Here is a 16684-nt window from a genome sequence, read left to right on the forward strand (position 1 = left end):
CATGGAAGAAAGCCTCTTGTCCGCTGTTCACTGGCTCCTGGGGATGCTGGCGCTGCCCTCGGTGGGCCTGTCGGCCATCTTCACGGTGTCGCTCGTGTCCGCCACCCTGCTGCCGCTGGGCTCCGAGCCGGCGGTGTTCGGCTACATCAAGTTGTCGCCGGACATGTTCTGGCCGGCCATCCTGGTGGCCACCGCCGGCAATACCGTGGGCGGCGCAATCAGCTATTGGATGGGTTGGGGCGCCGAACGCGCGATGCAGCGCTGGAAGGAAGGACATACCCCCACGCCGCACCCGCACCCCGGCGCGACCGAAACCGGCCGTATGCGCGGGCGCTGGAATGAGCGCGCCCACGACTGGATCCACCGCATGGGGCCGCCGGCGCTGCTGCTGTCGTGGCTGCCGGCGGTGGGCGACCCGCTGTGCGCGGTGGCGGGATGGCTGCGGCTGTCCTTCTGGCCCTGCGTGCTCTATATGGCCATCGGCAAATTCCTGCGCTATCTGGTGATGACCGCCAGCCTGCTGTGGTTCTTTCCCGGTCAGGTCTGACGCTGACTCGAAGCTTAAACAGGGACGGATAATCCTTGTTTCCGTCCGTTTTCGGCCGGTTTCCTGGGGGTATTCGGGGTCAAGTCCGCCCGATGGCATAAAATAATTTTTTATGGGCCCCTCTTGCCGCCATGAACGCCCCACTCGCTAGCCACATCTTGAACGGGGCGATGCCGCCCGCAGCACCCGCGCGATTGCGCGAAATCCCCTACAACTACACGTCGTTTTCCGACCGCGAGATTGTCGGCCGGCTGCTGGGCGATGACGCCTGGAGCCTGCTGGGCGACCTGCGCGGCGAACGCCGTACCGGCCGCTCCGCCCGGATGCTGTACGAAGTGCTGGGCGACATCTGGGTCGTGCGCCGCAATCCGTACCTGCAGGACGACCTGCTGGACAATCCCAAGCGCCGCAAGCAGCTCATCGACGCCTTGCACCACCGCCTGGGCGAAATCGACCGCCGCCGCGAACCGGGCACGCCCACCGAAGACGGCCACGATCCGCGTCGCGACGAGAAGGTCGTCGGCCTGCTGGCCCGCGCCCGGTCCGCCATCGCCGCCTTCGAGGGCGAGTTCGACCAGACCACCATGATGCGCAAGCAGGCGCAGAAGGTGCTGGGCCGCATCACGGCGCGCGACAACATCAAGTTCGACGGCCTGTCGCGCGTGTCGCACGTCACGGACGCGACCGACTGGCGCGTGGAATACCCCTTCGTGGTGCTGACGCCGGATTCCGAAGACGAGATCGCCGCGCTGGTCACGGCCTGTATCGAGCTGGGCCTGACCATCGTCCCGCGCGGGGGCGGCACCGGCTATACCGGCGGGGCCATCCCGCTGACGTGGAAGTCGGCCGTCATCAACACTGAAAAATTCGACAAGCTGGGCAAGGTCGAGTCCTGTATTTTGCCCGGGCTCACCGAGCCCGTGGCCGTCATCCATGCCGGCGCCGGCGTGGTGACCAAGCGGGTGTCGGAAGCGGCTGAGGCCGCCGGCTTCGTGTTCGCCGTGGACCCGACCTCGGCCGAAGCGTCCTGTGTGGGCGGCAACATCGCCATGAACGCGGGCGGCAAGAAGGCCGTGCTGTGGGGCACCGCGCTGGACAACCTGGCCTGGTGGCGCATGGTCGACCCGGACGGCAACTGGCTGGAAGTCAGCCGCCTGGAACACAACATGGGCAAGATCCATGATGTGGAGCTGGCCCGCTTCGAGCTCAAGTGGTTCGACGGCAAAGGCAAGCCCGGCGAGCGTCTGCTGAAGACGGAAATGCTGGAAATCAAAGGCCGCGTGTTCCGCAAGGAAGGGCTGGGCAAGGACGTCACGGACAAGTTCCTGGCCGGCCTGCCGGGCATCCAGAAGGAAGGCTGCGACGGCCTGATCACGTCCGCGCGCTGGGTGCTGCACCGCATGCCGCGCCATACGCGCACGGTCTGCATGGAGTTCTTCGGACAGGCGCGTGACGCGATCCCGTCGATCGTCGAGGTCAAGGGCTACCTGGACGGCGAGGGCCGCGCGCGCGGCGCCATCCTGGCCGGGCTGGAGCATCTGGACGAACGCTATCTGCGCGCGGTGGGCTACGCCACCAAGAGCAAGCGCGGCGTGCTGCCCAAGATGGTCCTGATCGGCGACATCGTCGGCGACGACGACGACGCGGTGGCGGCTGCCGCCAGCGAAGTCGTGCGTCTGGCCAACACGCGCCACGGCGAAGGCTTCGTGGCCGTCAGCCCCGAGGCGCGCAAGAAGTTCTGGCTGGATCGCTCGCGCACCGCCGCGATCGCGCGTCATACCAACGCCTTCAAGATCAATGAAGACGTCGTGATCCCGCTGCCCCGCATGGGCGAATACACGGACCACATCGAACGCATCAATATCGAACTGTCCACCCGCAACAAGCTGAAGCTGCTGGGCGCGCTGGACGCGTATCTGTGCACGCCGCTGCCCGTGGGCAAGGCGGACGACGCGGACATCGACGGCACCCGCGCCGAAGTGCTGGCCGAGCGCACGCGCCAGGCGTTGGAACTGCTGGGCGCCACGCGCCAGCGCTGGCAGTGGCTGCTGGACAACCTGGACCTGCCGCTGGCCGAGGCCTTGCCGCAACTGCAAGGGCTGGGCCTGGGCGACGTGCATGCCGCGCTGACCGAGCGCCTGGCCGCGCAGCCCGGCGCCCGCGTGTTCGACATCGTGCAGGACCGCACGATCCGCGTGTCCTGGAAGGTCGAAGTGCTGCCCGGCCTGCAACGCGCGTTTTCGGGCGCCGCCTACAAGAAGATCGTCGACGAGCTGGTCGCCATCCATGGCCGCGTGTTGAAGAGCCGCGTGTTCGTCGCGCTGCACATGCACGCCGGCGACGGCAATGTGCACACCAACATCCCGGTCAACTCGGACGATTACGAGATGCTGCAGGAGGCCCACCAGGCCGTCGACCGCATCATGCAGATCGCCCGCGACCTGGACGGCGTGATCTCGGGCGAACACGGCATCGGCCTGACCAAGTACGAATTCCTGACCGAAGCCGAACTGGCGCCGTTCCAGGACTACAAGCGCCGCGTCGATCCCAACGGCCACTTCAACGCCGGCAAGCTGATGCCGGGTGCCGATCTGCGCCACGCCTGGACGCCCAGCTTCAACCTGATGGGCCACGAGTCGCTGATCATGCAGCAAAGCGACATCGGCGCCATCTCGGACTCCATCAAGGACTGCCTGCGCTGTGGCAAGTGCAAGCCCGTGTGCGCCACGCACGTGCCGCGCGCGAACCTGCTGTATTCGCCGCGCAACAAGATCCTGGCCACGTCCCTGCTGGTGGAGGCCTTCCTGTACGAAGAGCAGACCCGCCGCGGCGTCAGCCTGAAGCACTGGGAAGAATTCGAAGACGTCGCCGACCACTGCACCGTCTGCCACAAGTGCTACAACCCCTGTCCGGTGGATATCGATTTCGGCGACGTGTCGATGAACATGCGCGCCGTGCTGCGACGCATGGGCCGCAAGTCGTTCAACCCGGGCACGGCCAGCGCCATGTTCTTCCTGAACGCCAAGGATCCGGCCACCATCAACGCCACGCGCAAGGCGATGGTGGGCGTGGGCTACAAGGTCCAGCGCGCGGCGCACGACCTGTTTTCGGGCCTGGTGAAGAAGCAGACTGCCAAGCCGCCGGCCACCGTCGGCAAGCCGCCGCTGCGCGAGCAGATCGTGCACTTCGTGAACAAAAAGATGCCGGGCGGGCTGCCCAAGCAGGCCGCGCGCAAGCTGCTGGACATCGAAGACGCGAACTACGTGCCGATCATCCGCGATCCCAAGGGGACAACGGCCGATACGGAAGCGGTGTTCTACTTCCCGGGCTGCGGCTCCGAGCGCCTGTTCTCGCAGGTCGGCCTGGCCACGCAGGCCATGCTGTGGCATGCGGGCGTGCAGACCGTGCTGCCGCCGGGCTACCTGTGCTGCGGCTATCCCCAGCGCGGCAACGGCATGACGGACAAGGCCGAACAGATCATCACCGACAACCGGGTGCTGTTCCACCGGGTCGCCAATACGCTGAACTACCTGGACATCAAGACGGTGGTGGTCAGCTGCGGCACCTGCTATGACCAGCTGTCCGGTTATGAATTCGACAAGATCTTCCCGGGTTGCCGCCTGATCGACATCCACGAGTACCTGCTTGAAAAGGGCATCAAGCTGGAAGGCGCCAAGGGCGTGCGCTACATGTACCACGATCCCTGCCACACGCCGATGAAGCTGCAGGAGCCCATGAAGACGGTGCGCGCCCTGGTGGGCGACGACGCCATCAAGAGCGACCGCTGCTGCGGCGAATCGGGCACCCTGGCGGTCAGCCGGCCGGACATCTCCACGCAGGTCCGCTTCCGCAAGCAGGAAGAGTTGCTGAAGGGCGACGCCGCGCTGCGCAGCGACGGTTTCACGGGTGACGTGAAGGTGCTGACTTCCTGTCCGTCGTGCCTGCAAGGCTTGTCGCGCTATGAAGGCGACACCGGCATGGACGCGGACTACATCGTGGTCGAAATGGCGCGCCACATCCTGGGCGAAGGCTGGATGGAAGACTACGTGAAGCGCGCGAACGCGGGCGGGATCGAGCGGGTGCTGGTGTAAGCCGCGGGTCTCAACGCGACTCGCGCAAAAAAAAACCGCGGCCAAGTGCATCTGGCCGCGGTTTTTTTTACGTCTTGCCGGATCACTCCAGCTTGATGTTCGCCTTCTTGATGACGTCGGCCCAGGCGCTGCGCTCCTGCTCGGCGTAGGCCTTGAAGTCCTGCGCGGACATCGGCATCGGGATCACGCCCATGTCCAGCATCTTCTGCGACACGGCCGGGGTCTTGAGGGTGGCGTCCAGGTCGGCCGACAGCTTCTTGACCACCGCTTCCGGCAGGCTGGCGGGGCCGACCAGGCCTTGCCACGCGTAGGCCGTGAAGTTGGCCACGCCTTGCTCGGCCATCGTCGGCGTGTCGGGCAGCACGGACACGCGCTCGGGCGTGGCGGCCGCCAGGACGCGCAGCTTGCCGGCCTTGACGTTGGGCAGGCCCGAGGCCAGGTCGATGAACATCACGTCCACCTGTCCGCCCAGCAGGTCCTGGATGGCGGGGGCGGCGCCCTTGTAGGGCACGTGCAGCAGGTTGGCGCCCGTGCGCTGCTTGAAGAGCTCCAGCGCCAGGTGATGGGGCGAACCCGCGCCGGCGGAAGCCGCCGTCAGCTTGCCCGGTTCCTTCTTGGCGGCGGCCAGCACGTCGTCGACCGTCTTGTACGGCGAATTGACGTTCACGGCCAGCAGCAGCGGGAACTTGGCGATGCCGCCGATATAGGTGAACTTGGCCGGGTCGTAGGACAGCTTGGCGTACAGCGACGAGTTGAACGCCAAGGTGCCGGAGTCGGCCGTGCCGACCAGGTAGCCGGTGGGTTCGGCTTGCGAGATGGCGGTGGCGCCGATGATGGTGGCGGCGCCAGGGCGGTTTTCAACAACGATGGTCTGGCCCAGGGGCTTTTCCAGGCCGCTGGCGACCGTGCGGGCGACGACGTCGGTGCCGCCGCCGGCCGGGTAGGGCACGATCCAGCGGATCGGCTGCGTGGGCCAGGATTGGGCGGAAGCGGTGGCGGCGGCCAGCGACAGGGCGGCCAGCGCCAATAGGCGCCGTGCGGGGTTCTGCATGGGGTGTCTCCTCGTGCGGGGTCTGTATTGAGCGCGACGCCTGTGGCGGTCGAGTCATGCGCCGTCAGTCTGCGTCGCTATTTTTTGCGACGCTATTATGCCTCGCGCGCCCGTCGAAAAGGGGCCTTGCGGCCCCCCGGTTTTCCCGCACGGCACCACGCCGCCGGCTACTGCGGATCGGGGTAGGTGCGCGCGCCGAAGATCGCCGTGCCGATGCGCACTTCGGTCGATCCTTCCTCGATCGCCAGCTCGAAATCGCCGCTCATCCCCATCGACAGGCGGTCCAGCGAGACCCCTTCGATGTCCTCGGCCCGCAGGTGGTCGCGCAGTTCGCGCAGCGCGCGGAAGCAGGCGCGGACTTCCTCGGGGTACGGGGAATTCACGGCCAGCGTCATCAAACCCTTTACTCGCAGGGTCGGAAATTCCGCGGCGATGCGGCGCAGGAAGGCGGGCACGTCTTCGGCGGCCATGCCGAATTTGCTGGGCTCGGCCGACGTCTTCACCTGCACCAGCACGTCCAGCGTGCGGCCTTCATTCAGCAGCCGGCGGTGCAGGGCTTCGGCCAGGTCGGGCCGATCCAGCGACTGGACCTCGGTCGCGTCGCGGGCGGCATCCTTCGATTTGTTGGTCTGCAGGTGCCCGATCAGCACCCATTCCAGGCCCTGGCCGGCCAGGGCGGCGGCCTTCTGGCGGATCTCCTGGGTCTTGTTCTCGCCGAATCGGGTCAGGCCCAGCGCCATGGCTTCGCGGATCGCGTCCACGTCGAACGTCTTGCTGACGGGCAGCAGGACGACGCTGTCGGGCGCGCGCCCGGCGCGCGCGCAGGCCTGGGCGATGCGTTGCTGGATCTGGGCAAGGCGCCCGGCCATGGTGTCTACGACGGTCATGCAGCTCTCTTGCAGGAACAGGATGTCCCATAGTGTAGGACTGCGCAGGATCGTTTCGCCACACTGGCCGCTTTCGCCGTTGACCCTGCGTAATCGGCAGGCTTAGAATTTACAGGGATTTGTTTATATTTCAATGTTCTATGCCGCCTATGCCGCCCCTCGGGCGACACGGTCTCCCACCTTTCCAGTTCCCCCGCCATGTCCAGCGCTGCGCCAGAATACGCCTTTGCCACGCCTTTCCTGAATCCCCCCGCTTCCCCCATCCGATCGCTCATGCCCTACGCCATGCGGCCGGGCACGATTTCGCTGGCGGGCGGCTATCCCGCGCAAGAGCTTTTCGATGTGGACGGCCTGTCGATCGCGTCGACCCAGGTGCTGGCCCGTCTGGGCGCCTGCCTGCAGTATTCCAATATCGACGGGCAGGCCAGCCTGCGCAACGAACTGGCGCGACTGTCCGCCGCGCGAGGCCTGCAGTGCAACGCTGACACCGAATTGATGGTGACGGGCGGATCGCAGCAGGCGCTGGCCCTGCTGACCCGCGTGATGCTGCAACCCGGCGACCACGCCATCATCGAATCGCCCGCCTTCCCGAATTCCGTCCAGGCGCTGCGCTACACGGGCGCCACGGTGCACACCGTGCCCTCGGGCCCCGACGGCATCGATGTGGACGCGCTGGATGAACTGGCCGCCCGTATCAAGCCGAAGATGGTCTGCGTGGTCGCGTCGTTCTCCAACCCTTGCGGCGCGACCCTGACGCGCCAGCGCCGCCTGCGGTTGCTGGAGTTGGCGGTGAAGCACCGCTTCCTGATCGTCGAAGACGACCCCTACAGCGAACTGCGTTTTGCCGGCGAAGCCGTGCCGCCCATCGCGGCCCTGGCCGAAGGCGAAGCGCGCCACTGGGCCGTGTATCTGGCCAGCATGTCCAAGACGATGGCGCCCGCGTTGCGCATCGGCTGGCTGGTCGCCCCGCCCGAGATCCGCCGCCGCTGCGTCGGCGCGAAGGCGGCCGACGACATGGCCTCTTCCGCCTGGATCCAGGAAGTGGTCGCGCAATACCTGGCCAACGGCCGCTACGAAGAGCATGTGCCGCGCATCCGCGCCGCGTACGGCCTGCGCTGCGACGCGATGGCCGATTCGCTGGCCCGTGAACTCAACGGCCGCATCCGCTTCAGCAAGCCCGAAGGCGGCATGTTCTTCTGGGCGCGCCTGACGGGCGACGTCGACGCCACCCGCCTGTTGCCGTACGCCATCGAGCACGAAGTGGTCTACGTGCCCGGCAAGGCGTTCTACGCCAATGCGGACCAGGCCGACCTGTTCGCCATGCGCATGTCGTTCGCCACCATGAACGAAAGCCAGATCGCCGAGGGCATGGTCCGGCTGGGCCGCGCGCTGGAGGCCTGCGAAGCCAACGAGCCCGTGTCGATCTCGCTGGCGGCCTGATATACCTAAATAAGCGCTTGTTATTTGGCGCGGGCGCTTCATGTCTATAAGCTTCTTGCCTCGGCGCGTTCCCGCGCCCGGCAAAACAGGAATCCAGGTCATGAACATTGCAAAAGGGTTGGCGGGCGCGGCGCTCTTGATGGCGGCGGCGCAAGGCGCGCAGGCGGCGACACTGGACGTCGTGCGTCAGCGCGGCGCAGTGGCTTGCGGCACGACCACGGGCTTCGCGGGTTTCTCGGCGCCCGATGCGCAAGGAAAATGGCAAGGGCTGGACGTGGACCTGTGCCGCGCGATCGCCGCGGCCGTCTTCGGCGACGCCGACAAGATCAAGGTGGTGCCGTTGAATTCGCAGCAGCGCTTCACTGCGCTGCAATCCGGCGAAGTCGACGTGCTGACGCGCAACACCACCGTGACGCAGCAGCGCGATACCGCTTTAGGCATCATCCACGCCGGCATCAACTTCTACGACGGCCAGGGTTTCCTGGTGCCGAAGTCGCTGGGCGTGAAGAGCGCCAAAGAGATCAACGGCGCCACGATCTGCCTGCAGACCGGCACGTCCAACGAGAACACGCTGGCCGACTGGGCGCGCGCCAACAACGTGACGTACAAGCCGGTGGTGATCGAGACGTTCAACGAAGTGGTCAACGCGTTCGCCGCAGGCCGCTGCGACGTCTTTTCCACGGACGCGTCCGGCCTGGCTTCGATCCGGATCTCGAAGCTGCAGAATCCAGACGATTACGTCGTGCTGCCCGAGATCATCTCCAAAGAGCCGCTGGGCCCCTTCGTGCGCCAGGGCGACGATGCCTGGCTGAACATCGTGCGCTGGTCGCTGTCGGCGATGATCGAAGCAGAAGAATACGGCGTGACGTCCAAGAACGTGGACGAGCAGGCCAAGGGCGCCAACCCCAACATCAAGCGCATCCTGGGCGTCACGCCCGGTGGCGGCGCGAACCTGGGGCTGGACGAGAAGTGGGCCTACAACATCGTCAAGCAGGTGGGCAACTACGGTGAGAGCTTCGAGCGCAACGTAGGGCAGGGCAGCCCGCTGAAGATCAAGCGCGGTCTGAATGCGCAGTGGACGCAAGGCGGTTTGATGTATGCGTTGCCGATCCGTTGATCGACCGACGCGCCTGACGAAAAAAGTCCTGGAATTGAACTGACCCCCGAAAGTTGGACATGGATCCAACCTTCGGGGCTTTTTTTTGCCTATCCGCGCCGGTACACCTGCGCAATCTTTACGAAGGCGCTGCGCAATTCGCGCGTGCCTCCCTGGAGGATCACCGGCCGTCCCCGGTGGGTGAACACCACCAGCCGTTTCGAGAACAGCATGGGCACGAAGCGCGCGTAGCGCACGTCTTCCCAGGCGACTTCGCGGCGCGTGAACCAGGTCTGGCGCAGGCCGCGTTCATCGATGGTGGTGATCGACGTCTGCATGTGCCAGGACACGAACAGCAGGCCCACGAAGCACAGCACCACCACGACCGCCAGCAGGGTATCGAACGGCTGCGCGGGCGCGCGGATGGCCGTCGTCACCACCTGCACGCCCAGTATGGCCAGGATTACCCAGGCCAGGATGCGCACCCAGTCGGGCCATGCCTGGCCCGACAGCGGCAGCGGGCCGATCTCGCGCAGCAGCGCCGCGCGGTCTTCCGCGTCGGGGGCGGTGCCAGGCGTGGTCATGCGGCCCGTTTGGCGGCGATGGCGTTGCCTGCCCGGCTGGAACCCTTGCGGTTCAGGTGGGCCGACATCCATTGGCCGATGTCGACTACGGCGTCGAAGTCCACGCCGGTGTCGATGTCCAGGCCGCGCAGCATGTACAGCACGTCTTCGGTCGCGACGTTGCCGGTGGCGCCCTTGGCGTAGGGGCAGCCGCCCAGGCCGGCGACCGACGTGTGGAAGATTGAGATGCCGGTTTCCAGCGCGGCCAGGATGTTGGCCAGCGCCTGGCCGTAGGTGTCATGGAAGTGGCCGGACACGCGGGCGGGATCGACCACGCGCGTGACCGCCGCCATCACGTCGCGCACGCGCTGCGGCGTGCCCACGCCGATGGTGTCGGCCACGTCGATCTCGTCGACCTGCATCGCCAGGTAGCGCTGGGCCACGTCGACGACCGACTCCACCGGGACGTCGCCCTGATAGGGGCAGCCCAGCGCGCAGCTGATGCTGCCGCGCACGCGGATGCCGGCTTCGCGCGCGGCCTGGACGACAGGCTCGAAGCGGGCGATGGACTCGGCGATGGAACAGTTGATGTTCTTTTGGGAGAACGCTTCGCTGGCGGCGCCGAAGATCACGATCTCGTCCGCGCCGGCGGCCAGCGCGCCTTCAAAACCCTTCATGTTCGGCGTCAGCACCGAATAGATCGTGCCGGGGCGGCGTTCGATGCGCGCCATCACGTCGGCGCCGTCGGCCATCTGCGGCACCCACTTGGGCGACACGAACGAGGCGGCTTCCACATTGGGGAAGCCCGCCGCGGCCAGGCGGTTGACCAGTTCCACCTTGACGTCGGTGGGCACGAATTCCTTTTCATTCTGCAGACCGTCGCGAGGCGACACCTCGACGATCTTCACGCGGGAGGGCAAAGCCATGTCTCTTCCTGGTTCGGTATTGGGTGACGCGGCGCGCAAGTCTGCGGCGCTTGCGCCAATATTAGCGCCATCGCGCGGCACCCCGCTTGCGCCGGGGCGGGGAATGCGGCCCTACTTCAGGCGCTGGTAACGGCCGTCATCCAGGCGGGCGACGCGGCCCTGCAATTCCAGTTCGACCAGTTGCGCTTGCAGGTCGCCGGTGTCCAGCGTCAGGCGCGCCTGCAGGGTGTCCAGGTGCAGCGGGTCGAAGCCCAGCGCGTCCAGCACGGGATGGTCGGGCAACGGAGCTTCGGGTCGGGGCGTGCCGCGTGCGGCAGGGATCGGGCCGGCGCCCAGTTCGTCCGTGATGTCGGCCGCGGTTTCCACCAATTTCGCGCCCTGGCGGATCAGCGCATGGCAACCGCGCGACAACGGCGAATGGATGGAACCGGGGATGGCGAAGACCTCGCGTCCGCTTTCGCCGGCCAGCCGCGCCGTAATGAGCGAGCCGCTTTGCCTGGCCGCTTCGACCACCAGCACGCCGCGCGCCAGGCCGGCCACGATGCGGTTGCGTTTGGGGAAGTGCGGGGGCAGGGCGCCCGTGCCCAGCGGAAACTCGGAGACCAGCGCGCCCTGCGCGGCGATGCGGTGCGCCAGATCGCGGTGGCGGGCGGGGTAGATGCGGTCGATGCCGGTGCCCATGACGGCGACCGTGCCCGCGCCGTCCGGGCCGGCGTCCAGCGCGCCTTCATGCGCCGCCGCGTCGATGCCCAGCGCCAGGCCACTGACGACGCGCCAGCCGTGCGCGGCCAGATGACGGGCGAAGGCGCGGGCGTTTTCCTGGCCGCCGGGCGTGGCGTTGCGCGCGCCCACGACGGCCAGCGACGGTCCCTGCAGATACGCCGGGTCGCCGGCCACATACAGCAGGATGGGCGGATCGGCGATGGTCAGCAGGCTTTGCGGATAGGTGGGGTCGGCCAGCGTCAGGATGTGCCGGCCGGGGGCGCTGACCCATTCCAGCGCGCTCTCCACCTGGGCCGCCATGTCTTCAGGCATGGGCGCGGCCAGTTGCCGCGCCAGCCCCTCGGGAACATGGCGGATCAGCGCCGTGGCCCGCTGCGCGTAGATCTGCTCGGGCAGGCCGAGCGCGCCCAGCAGCATGCAGGCGGTGGCGGAACCGATATTGGGTTCCAGGGACAGCCGCAGCCAGGCGGCCAGTTCGTCGGAAGAATGCGTAAGCGGCATGGAGCAGGCGCGTAAGGCGTCAAGAGGTGCATGAGTGTCGCATGCGGGGCCGGGCCGTCCGCCCAAGCGGGACAGAACTGCCACGCCGGGTGTGCGGAGCCAGCTCAAATAAATGGGGACGCAGCAATGCCCGCAATGCTCGACTTAGCTGAAAACTATTAGAAATCAAGACTCTAATGAATTAAACTCTTAGCTAAGCATCAATCACTGGCGATACCCCTTCAATGGCTTTACTTCCTATCCTTCGCTATCCGGACCCGCGCTTGCACAAAAAGGCCAAGCCGGTAGCCGAAGTCGACGACCGCATCCGTCAACTGGTGCGCGACATGGCCGAGACCATGTATGACGCGCCGGGTGTCGGCTTGGCCGCGACCCAGGTCGACGTGCACGAGCGCGTCGTCGTGATCGACGTGTCCGAGGACAGCAATGAACTGCTGACCCTGATCAATCCCGAGATCACCTGGCGCAGCGACGACCACAAGATCTACGAAGAAGGCTGTCTGTCCGTGCCCGGCGTCTACGACGAGGTCGAACGCGCCTCGCGCATCCGCTGCAAGGCGCTGGACATCGACGGCAAGCCGTTCGAATTCGAAGCCGACGGCCTGCTGGCCGTGTGCGTGCAGCACGAGCTTGACCACCTGGAAGGCAAGGTCTTCGTCGAATACCTGTCCAACCTGAAGCAGAACCGCATCAAGACCAAGCTGAAGAAGGCCGAGCGCGAAGCGCTGCGCGACTAATTCCCGATTTCCCCTTTCTGGTCTTTCCCCCATGCGCCTAGTCTTTGCCGGCACGCCGGAGTTCGCCCGTATCGCCTTCGACGCCTTGCGGGCCGCGGGCCACGACATCGCCCTCGTCATGACGCAGCCCGACCGCCCCGCCGGGCGGGGGCTGAAGCTCTCGCCCAGCCCGGTCAAGCAGGCCGCGCTGGATGCGGGCATCCCGGTCGCCCAGCCGCGCAGCCTGCGCCTGGACGGCCGCTATCCCGACGAAGCCGCCGAGGCCCGCGCGCTGCTTGAACGGGTGGCGCCCGACGTCATGGTGGTGGCGGCCTACGGCCTGATCCTGCCGCAATGGGTGCTGGACTTGCCGCGCCTGGGTTGCCTGAACATCCACGCCAGCCTGCTGCCGCGCTGGCGTGGCGCGGCGCCCATCCAGCGCGCCATCGAAGCCGGCGATTCGCAGACGGGCGTGACGATCATGCAGATGGATCAGGGCCTGGATACCGGGGACATGCTGTTGGAACGCGTGGTGCCGATCACGGGTGAGACCAACGCGGCGCAATTGCACGACGCGTTGGCGCTGGCGGGCGGCGAGGCCATTGTCGAAGCCCTGGCGGCGTTGGCCCAAGGCGGCCTGACGCCCGTGAAGCAGCCGGAAGCCGGTGTGACCTACGCGGCCAAGCTGGACAAGGCCGAAGCGGCGTTGGACTGCACCCGGGCGGCTGAACTGCTGGAGCGCCGCGTGCGCGCCTTCAATCCCGTGCCCGGCGCCAGCATCCGCCTGCCCGGCTTGCCCGACCCGGTGAAGGTCTGGCGCGCGCAGGCGCTGGCGTCGTCGACGCCGGCCGAACCCGGCAGCGTGCTGCGCGCCGACGCGTCGGGAATCGATATCGCCACGGGCCACGGCGTGCTGCGCCTGCTTGAATTGCAGAAAGCCGGCGGCAAGCGCCAGCCGGTGGATGTGTTCGTGCGCGGCTGGCAGCCGGCTTGAGCCCTTACGGCTGACGGCCGGCCAGCAAGTCCAGGTAGGCGCCGCGCAGCAGCTGCGTGGGCGCCACGCCCAGGCCCTGCATCAAGGTGCGGGCTTCCTCCATGCCGGCTTCGGCGCTTTCGCCGTCGCGCAGTACCACTTCCAGCTCCAGGAATTCCCCCAGCCCTTCGACCCGGTCCAGATGGATGCGGGTGCGTCCGGCCATGAACACCGTGCGTTGCTTTTTCACGCGGCCGATCGCGCCGTAGGCGTGCGTGAGCGCGTCGCGCAGGGTGCCGGGCGAATCAGTCGGCGAGATGACGTAGAAGCTTTCCTTCGGCCCCGTATCGTCGGCGCGCTGATAGAAGATCAGTTCACCCTTGCCGTCGGCGAACACACGCAGTTTCAGCCGGCCGTGGGTGCAGGTGAAGAAGGTATCGTCCTGCGAGAAGGACTCGGGCTCCTGCCCGGATAGTGCGGCGGCCAGGGGTTCGATGGCGGCCAGGCTGTCGACCTGCGCCTTGATTTCCACGTTGCGGGCCATGCGGGGCGTCCTTCGGTCGGGATCAGTACAGGGTGCCGGCCACGCGTGCGGGCAGGTCGCGGTCGTAGGTGGCGCCGTCGAACGTGCCGGCGGTCAGGTCAGACAGGATGCGGCCGACGCTGGGCAGCGTGCTGCGTTCCACCTGCGTCGCCGGGTCCCACAGGCGCGAGCGCAAGAGCGCGCGCGAGCACTGGAAGTACACCGTCAGCACGTCCACGATCAGCACGGAGCGCGGCAGCTTGCCGTCCATTTCGAAGCGCGCCAGCAGCGCGGGTTCCACGCTGATGCGCGCCGTGCCGTTCACGCGCAGGGTCTCGCCCACGCCCGGCACCAGGAACAGCAGCGCCACGCGGGGATCGTCCAGGATGTTCAGCAGGCTGTCGATGCGGTTGTTGCCGCGGCGGTCGGGCAGCAGCAGCGTCTTTTCATCTTCGACCACGACGAAGCCGGCGGGGTCGCCGCGTGGCGAGGCGTCCAGCCGGCCCGGGCCCGAGGTGGCCAGCACCGCGAACGGCGCGGCTTCGATGAACGCGCGATAGTGCGGATGCACGTGATCCACTTCCTTCTTCAGCGAAGCTTCTCCGGGCGAGCCATACAGCGCCTGCAAGGCGGCGGCGTCGGTGATGAGATGGGCGGGATCGGTGTGCATGGCGGAGTCCGGGTTCAGTCCAGGATGGCGGGCAAATCGGCGACGGAGAGGAAAATCTCGTTGGGGCCGCGTTCGCGCAGGGCGTCTACATGGTTATAACCCCAGGCGACGGAAGCCACATGCACGCCTGCCTTGCGGGCGGCGTCGATGTCGCGCATTTCATCGCCCACCAGCAGGAAACGCTCGGGGGCGACCTCGTGCCGGCGCATCAGGCGGTCGATCTTGGCGGCCTTGCCGAACAGGTCGGTGCCGCATTCGTAGTCGTCGAACAGCGCGGCGGCGTCCGGGCCCAGCACGCGCTGCACGTTTTCGATGGAGTTCGAGCTGATCACGGCCAGCCGCAGCCCGCCCGCCTTCAAGCGCGCGAGCACCTCGGGGATGCCGTCGAACAGATGCACGCTGGGATCGATGTCCTGCATCAAGGTGCGCACGTGCGACATGATCGCCGGCAGCTTCCACAGCGGGATCCCCAGGTACTTCAGGATGTCCGAGGCTTCGCGGTGGCGCAGGTTTTCGCGTTCCGACAAGTCGATCTTGCGGAAGCCGTACTTGTCGGCCACGGTGTTCAGGATGGAGTTGAACCAGGGCATGGTGTCCGCCAGGGTTCCGTCAAAATCAAAAGCTGCGATGTCGTATTTCAAGTAGGGATCCAGTAGACGGCCAAGAGAGGGCTACAGGCCGTTGGGGTGAAGCAGGTAGTGGACGACGGGCGCCAGGGCTTCAAGCGGCGGCGCGCTGGCCACCACGCGGGCGGCGTTCGTCCAGGGATAGTCCAGCGCCAGCAGCCAGCCGAAGACGGCGGCCATGTCGCCCGGGGGCAGCGTCACCATGGTTTCGATCGTGATGGTCAGGTCCGTGGCGCGGTAGGGGTCGGCCTGGAACTTCCAGTCGTAGCGGCCGCAGCCCACGCGCACGTTGCCGGTGGCCTTCTCGGTCATGGCCACGATCCAGTCGCATTGGTAGTCGGGCAGACAGGCGCCCGCCGCCGGCCGCGACAGGTAGAACGTGTAGACGTTGTCGTAGGTCTGGCCGAACTTGCGCACCAGCGTGTCGGCGATCGCCGCCAGGCCATGCGATTCGGGCGGGAAGGCGATGGCCTGCGTGCGCAGCGCCATTTTCAGCACGGCGTCGTCCGCGAAGGCGCGCGCCATGTAGTGCGGGCGATTCTCGTCCTTGGCGTGGAAATAGTCGCGCAGTACGGACTCGGTGCAGGAAGGGGACAACGAATCGAGGATCATTGCGTAAGCTTCCGTGTCGTCATGAAAGGGCGGCTTCAGGCCTTGATGGGTTCGAACCACTTCGAGACGTTGGGCGCCTCGTAAATGGCGTAGCGGTCCAGCAGCACGGCGGGGTCTTCTTCCACCACCAGCATGTCGCGGTGCTGGGGGCGGATGAACGATTCGTCGACGGCATGGTCCACGAACTGCACTAGCGCGTCGTAGTATCCCGCGATGTTCAGCAGGCCGCAGGGCTTCTGGTGCATGTTCAACTGCGCCCAGGTCCAGACTTCGAAGAACTCCTCCAGCGTGCCGGCGCCGCCGGGCAACGCGATGAATCCGTCGGCCTTCTCGATCATCATGGCCTTGCGCTCGTGCATATTCTGCACCAGATGCAGTTCGGTCAGGCCGCGGTGCGCCTGTTCCTTCTTTTGCAGCAGTTCGGGAATCACGCCGATCACACGGCCGCCGCCGGCCAGCACTTCATTGGCAATGACACCCATGATGCCGACCACCGATCCGCCATACACCAGGCCCAGGTCCCGCTTGACCAGTTCGCGCGCCAGCACGCGGGCCTGCTCGATGTAGTCCGGACGCGAGCCCGGATTCGAGCCGCAATACACGCAAATGTTCTTCAGAGTCATAGAAAGTCGGAGATTGCCTGTCCCGTTACAGATTGCGTCACGGGCTTTTCGGGAAGCCGATAGTTTACGCAAGGTTTGGCGAGGGGTTCCCGCAGCCCGGGCCGCATGGCTAATCG

At 66.6% G+C, this 16684-nt stretch carries 16 protein-coding genes; 6 read left to right on the forward strand and 10 right to left on the reverse strand.

Annotated elements, in window-relative coordinates:
• Window position 1 precedes the first annotated feature (1 nt).
• Together A9973_RS30630 and A9973_RS30635 are read left to right on the forward strand one after the other, a co-directional pair.
• The gene (locus A9973_RS30630) at window positions 2-547 is read left to right on the forward strand and encodes a YqaA family protein (RefSeq protein WP_183011876.1); all 546 of its coding nucleotides are present in this window, start codon (window positions 2-4) and stop codon (window positions 545-547) included.
• A 131-nt stretch (window positions 548-678) separates the two neighbouring features.
• A complete protein-coding gene (locus A9973_RS30635; RefSeq protein WP_183011875.1) occupies window positions 679-4638 on the forward strand; it encodes an FAD/FMN-binding oxidoreductase in 3960 nt (1319 codons plus the stop codon).
• Window positions 4639-4720: 82 nt separating this feature from the next.
• Here the strand turns inward: A9973_RS30635 and A9973_RS30640 are convergent, their stop codons facing one another.
• Together A9973_RS30640 and A9973_RS30645 are read right to left on the reverse strand one after the other, a co-directional pair.
• On the reverse strand, window positions 4721-5689 hold the full coding sequence (locus A9973_RS30640; protein ID WP_183011874.1) for a tripartite tricarboxylate transporter substrate binding protein: 969 nt from the start codon (window positions 5687-5689) through the stop codon (window positions 4721-4723).
• A 167-nt stretch (window positions 5690-5856) separates the two neighbouring features.
• Window positions 5857-6576, reverse strand: a complete 720-nt coding sequence (locus A9973_RS30645; protein ID WP_183011873.1) for a YggS family pyridoxal phosphate-dependent enzyme — start codon at window positions 6574-6576, stop codon at window positions 5857-5859.
• 198 nt (window positions 6577-6774) lie between these two features.
• Between A9973_RS30645 and A9973_RS30650 the strand changes: the two genes are divergently transcribed.
• On the forward strand, window positions 6775-8016 hold the full coding sequence (locus A9973_RS30650; RefSeq protein ID WP_183011872.1) for a PLP-dependent aminotransferase family protein: 1242 nt from the start codon (window positions 6775-6777) through the stop codon (window positions 8014-8016).
• Between the two features lie 100 nt (window positions 8017-8116).
• Window positions 8117-9133, forward strand: coding sequence for an amino acid ABC transporter substrate-binding protein (locus tag A9973_RS30655; RefSeq protein WP_183011871.1), 1017 nt, complete (start codon window positions 8117-8119; stop codon window positions 9131-9133).
• Between the two features lie 89 nt (window positions 9134-9222).
• Here A9973_RS30655 and A9973_RS30660 read toward each other — a convergent pair whose 3' ends face one another.
• The 3 genes from A9973_RS30660 to dprA all read right to left on the reverse strand — a co-directional run bounded on the left by A9973_RS30660 (window position 9223) and on the right by dprA (window position 11825).
• Window positions 9223-9696, reverse strand: a complete 474-nt coding sequence (locus A9973_RS30660) for a hypothetical protein (protein ID WP_183011870.1) — start codon at window positions 9694-9696, stop codon at window positions 9223-9225.
• Window positions 9693-10601, reverse strand: a complete 909-nt coding sequence (locus tag A9973_RS30665; RefSeq protein ID WP_183011869.1) for a hydroxymethylglutaryl-CoA lyase — start codon at window positions 10599-10601, stop codon at window positions 9693-9695. The genes A9973_RS30660 and A9973_RS30665 overlap by 4 nt, the downstream gene beginning before the upstream one ends.
• 111 nt (window positions 10602-10712) lie before the next feature.
• A complete protein-coding gene (gene dprA, locus A9973_RS30670) occupies window positions 10713-11825 on the reverse strand; it encodes a DNA-processing protein DprA (RefSeq protein WP_183011868.1) in 1113 nt (370 codons plus the stop codon).
• 224 nt (window positions 11826-12049) lie between these two features.
• On the opposite strand from dprA, the gene def reads away from it, so the two are divergent.
• A complete protein-coding gene (gene def, locus A9973_RS30675) occupies window positions 12050-12562 on the forward strand; it encodes a peptide deformylase (protein ID WP_183011867.1) in 513 nt (170 codons plus the stop codon).
• Window positions 12563-12593: 31 nt separating this feature from the next.
• Entirely contained in the window at window positions 12594-13535 is a 942-nt protein-coding gene (fmt, locus tag A9973_RS30680; RefSeq protein WP_183011866.1) for a methionyl-tRNA formyltransferase, read from the forward strand.
• Between the two features lie 4 nt (window positions 13536-13539).
• On the opposite strand, the gene A9973_RS30685 is transcribed toward fmt, so the two are convergent.
• From A9973_RS30685 to A9973_RS30705, 5 genes are read right to left on the reverse strand one after another with little or no spacing between them, the layout of a single operon-like run.
• Window positions 13540-14058, reverse strand: coding sequence for a class IV adenylate cyclase (locus A9973_RS30685; protein WP_183011865.1), 519 nt, complete (start codon window positions 14056-14058; stop codon window positions 13540-13542).
• Between the two features lie 22 nt (window positions 14059-14080).
• Window positions 14081-14707 carry a pyridoxamine 5'-phosphate oxidase family protein gene (locus A9973_RS30690; protein WP_183011864.1) on the reverse strand — a complete coding sequence of 209 codons (627 nt, stop codon included), beginning with the start codon at window positions 14705-14707 and terminating at the stop codon, window positions 14081-14083.
• A 14-nt stretch (window positions 14708-14721) separates the two neighbouring features.
• Window positions 14722-15348, reverse strand: a complete 627-nt coding sequence (locus tag A9973_RS30695) for an HAD hydrolase-like protein (protein ID WP_183011863.1) — start codon at window positions 15346-15348, stop codon at window positions 14722-14724.
• A 30-nt stretch (window positions 15349-15378) separates the two neighbouring features.
• A complete protein-coding gene (locus tag A9973_RS30700; protein ID WP_183011862.1) occupies window positions 15379-15945 on the reverse strand; it encodes a hypothetical protein in 567 nt (188 codons plus the stop codon).
• A gap of 35 nt (window positions 15946-15980) precedes the next feature.
• On the reverse strand, window positions 15981-16568 hold the full coding sequence (locus tag A9973_RS30705) for a TIGR00730 family Rossman fold protein (protein WP_183011861.1): 588 nt from the start codon (window positions 16566-16568) through the stop codon (window positions 15981-15983).
• Window positions 16569-16684: the final 116 nt, after the last annotated feature.

Source organism: Achromobacter sp. UMC46 (genome assembly GCF_014170335.1).
Lineage (GTDB): Bacteria > Pseudomonadota > Gammaproteobacteria > Burkholderiales > Burkholderiaceae_B > Achromobacter.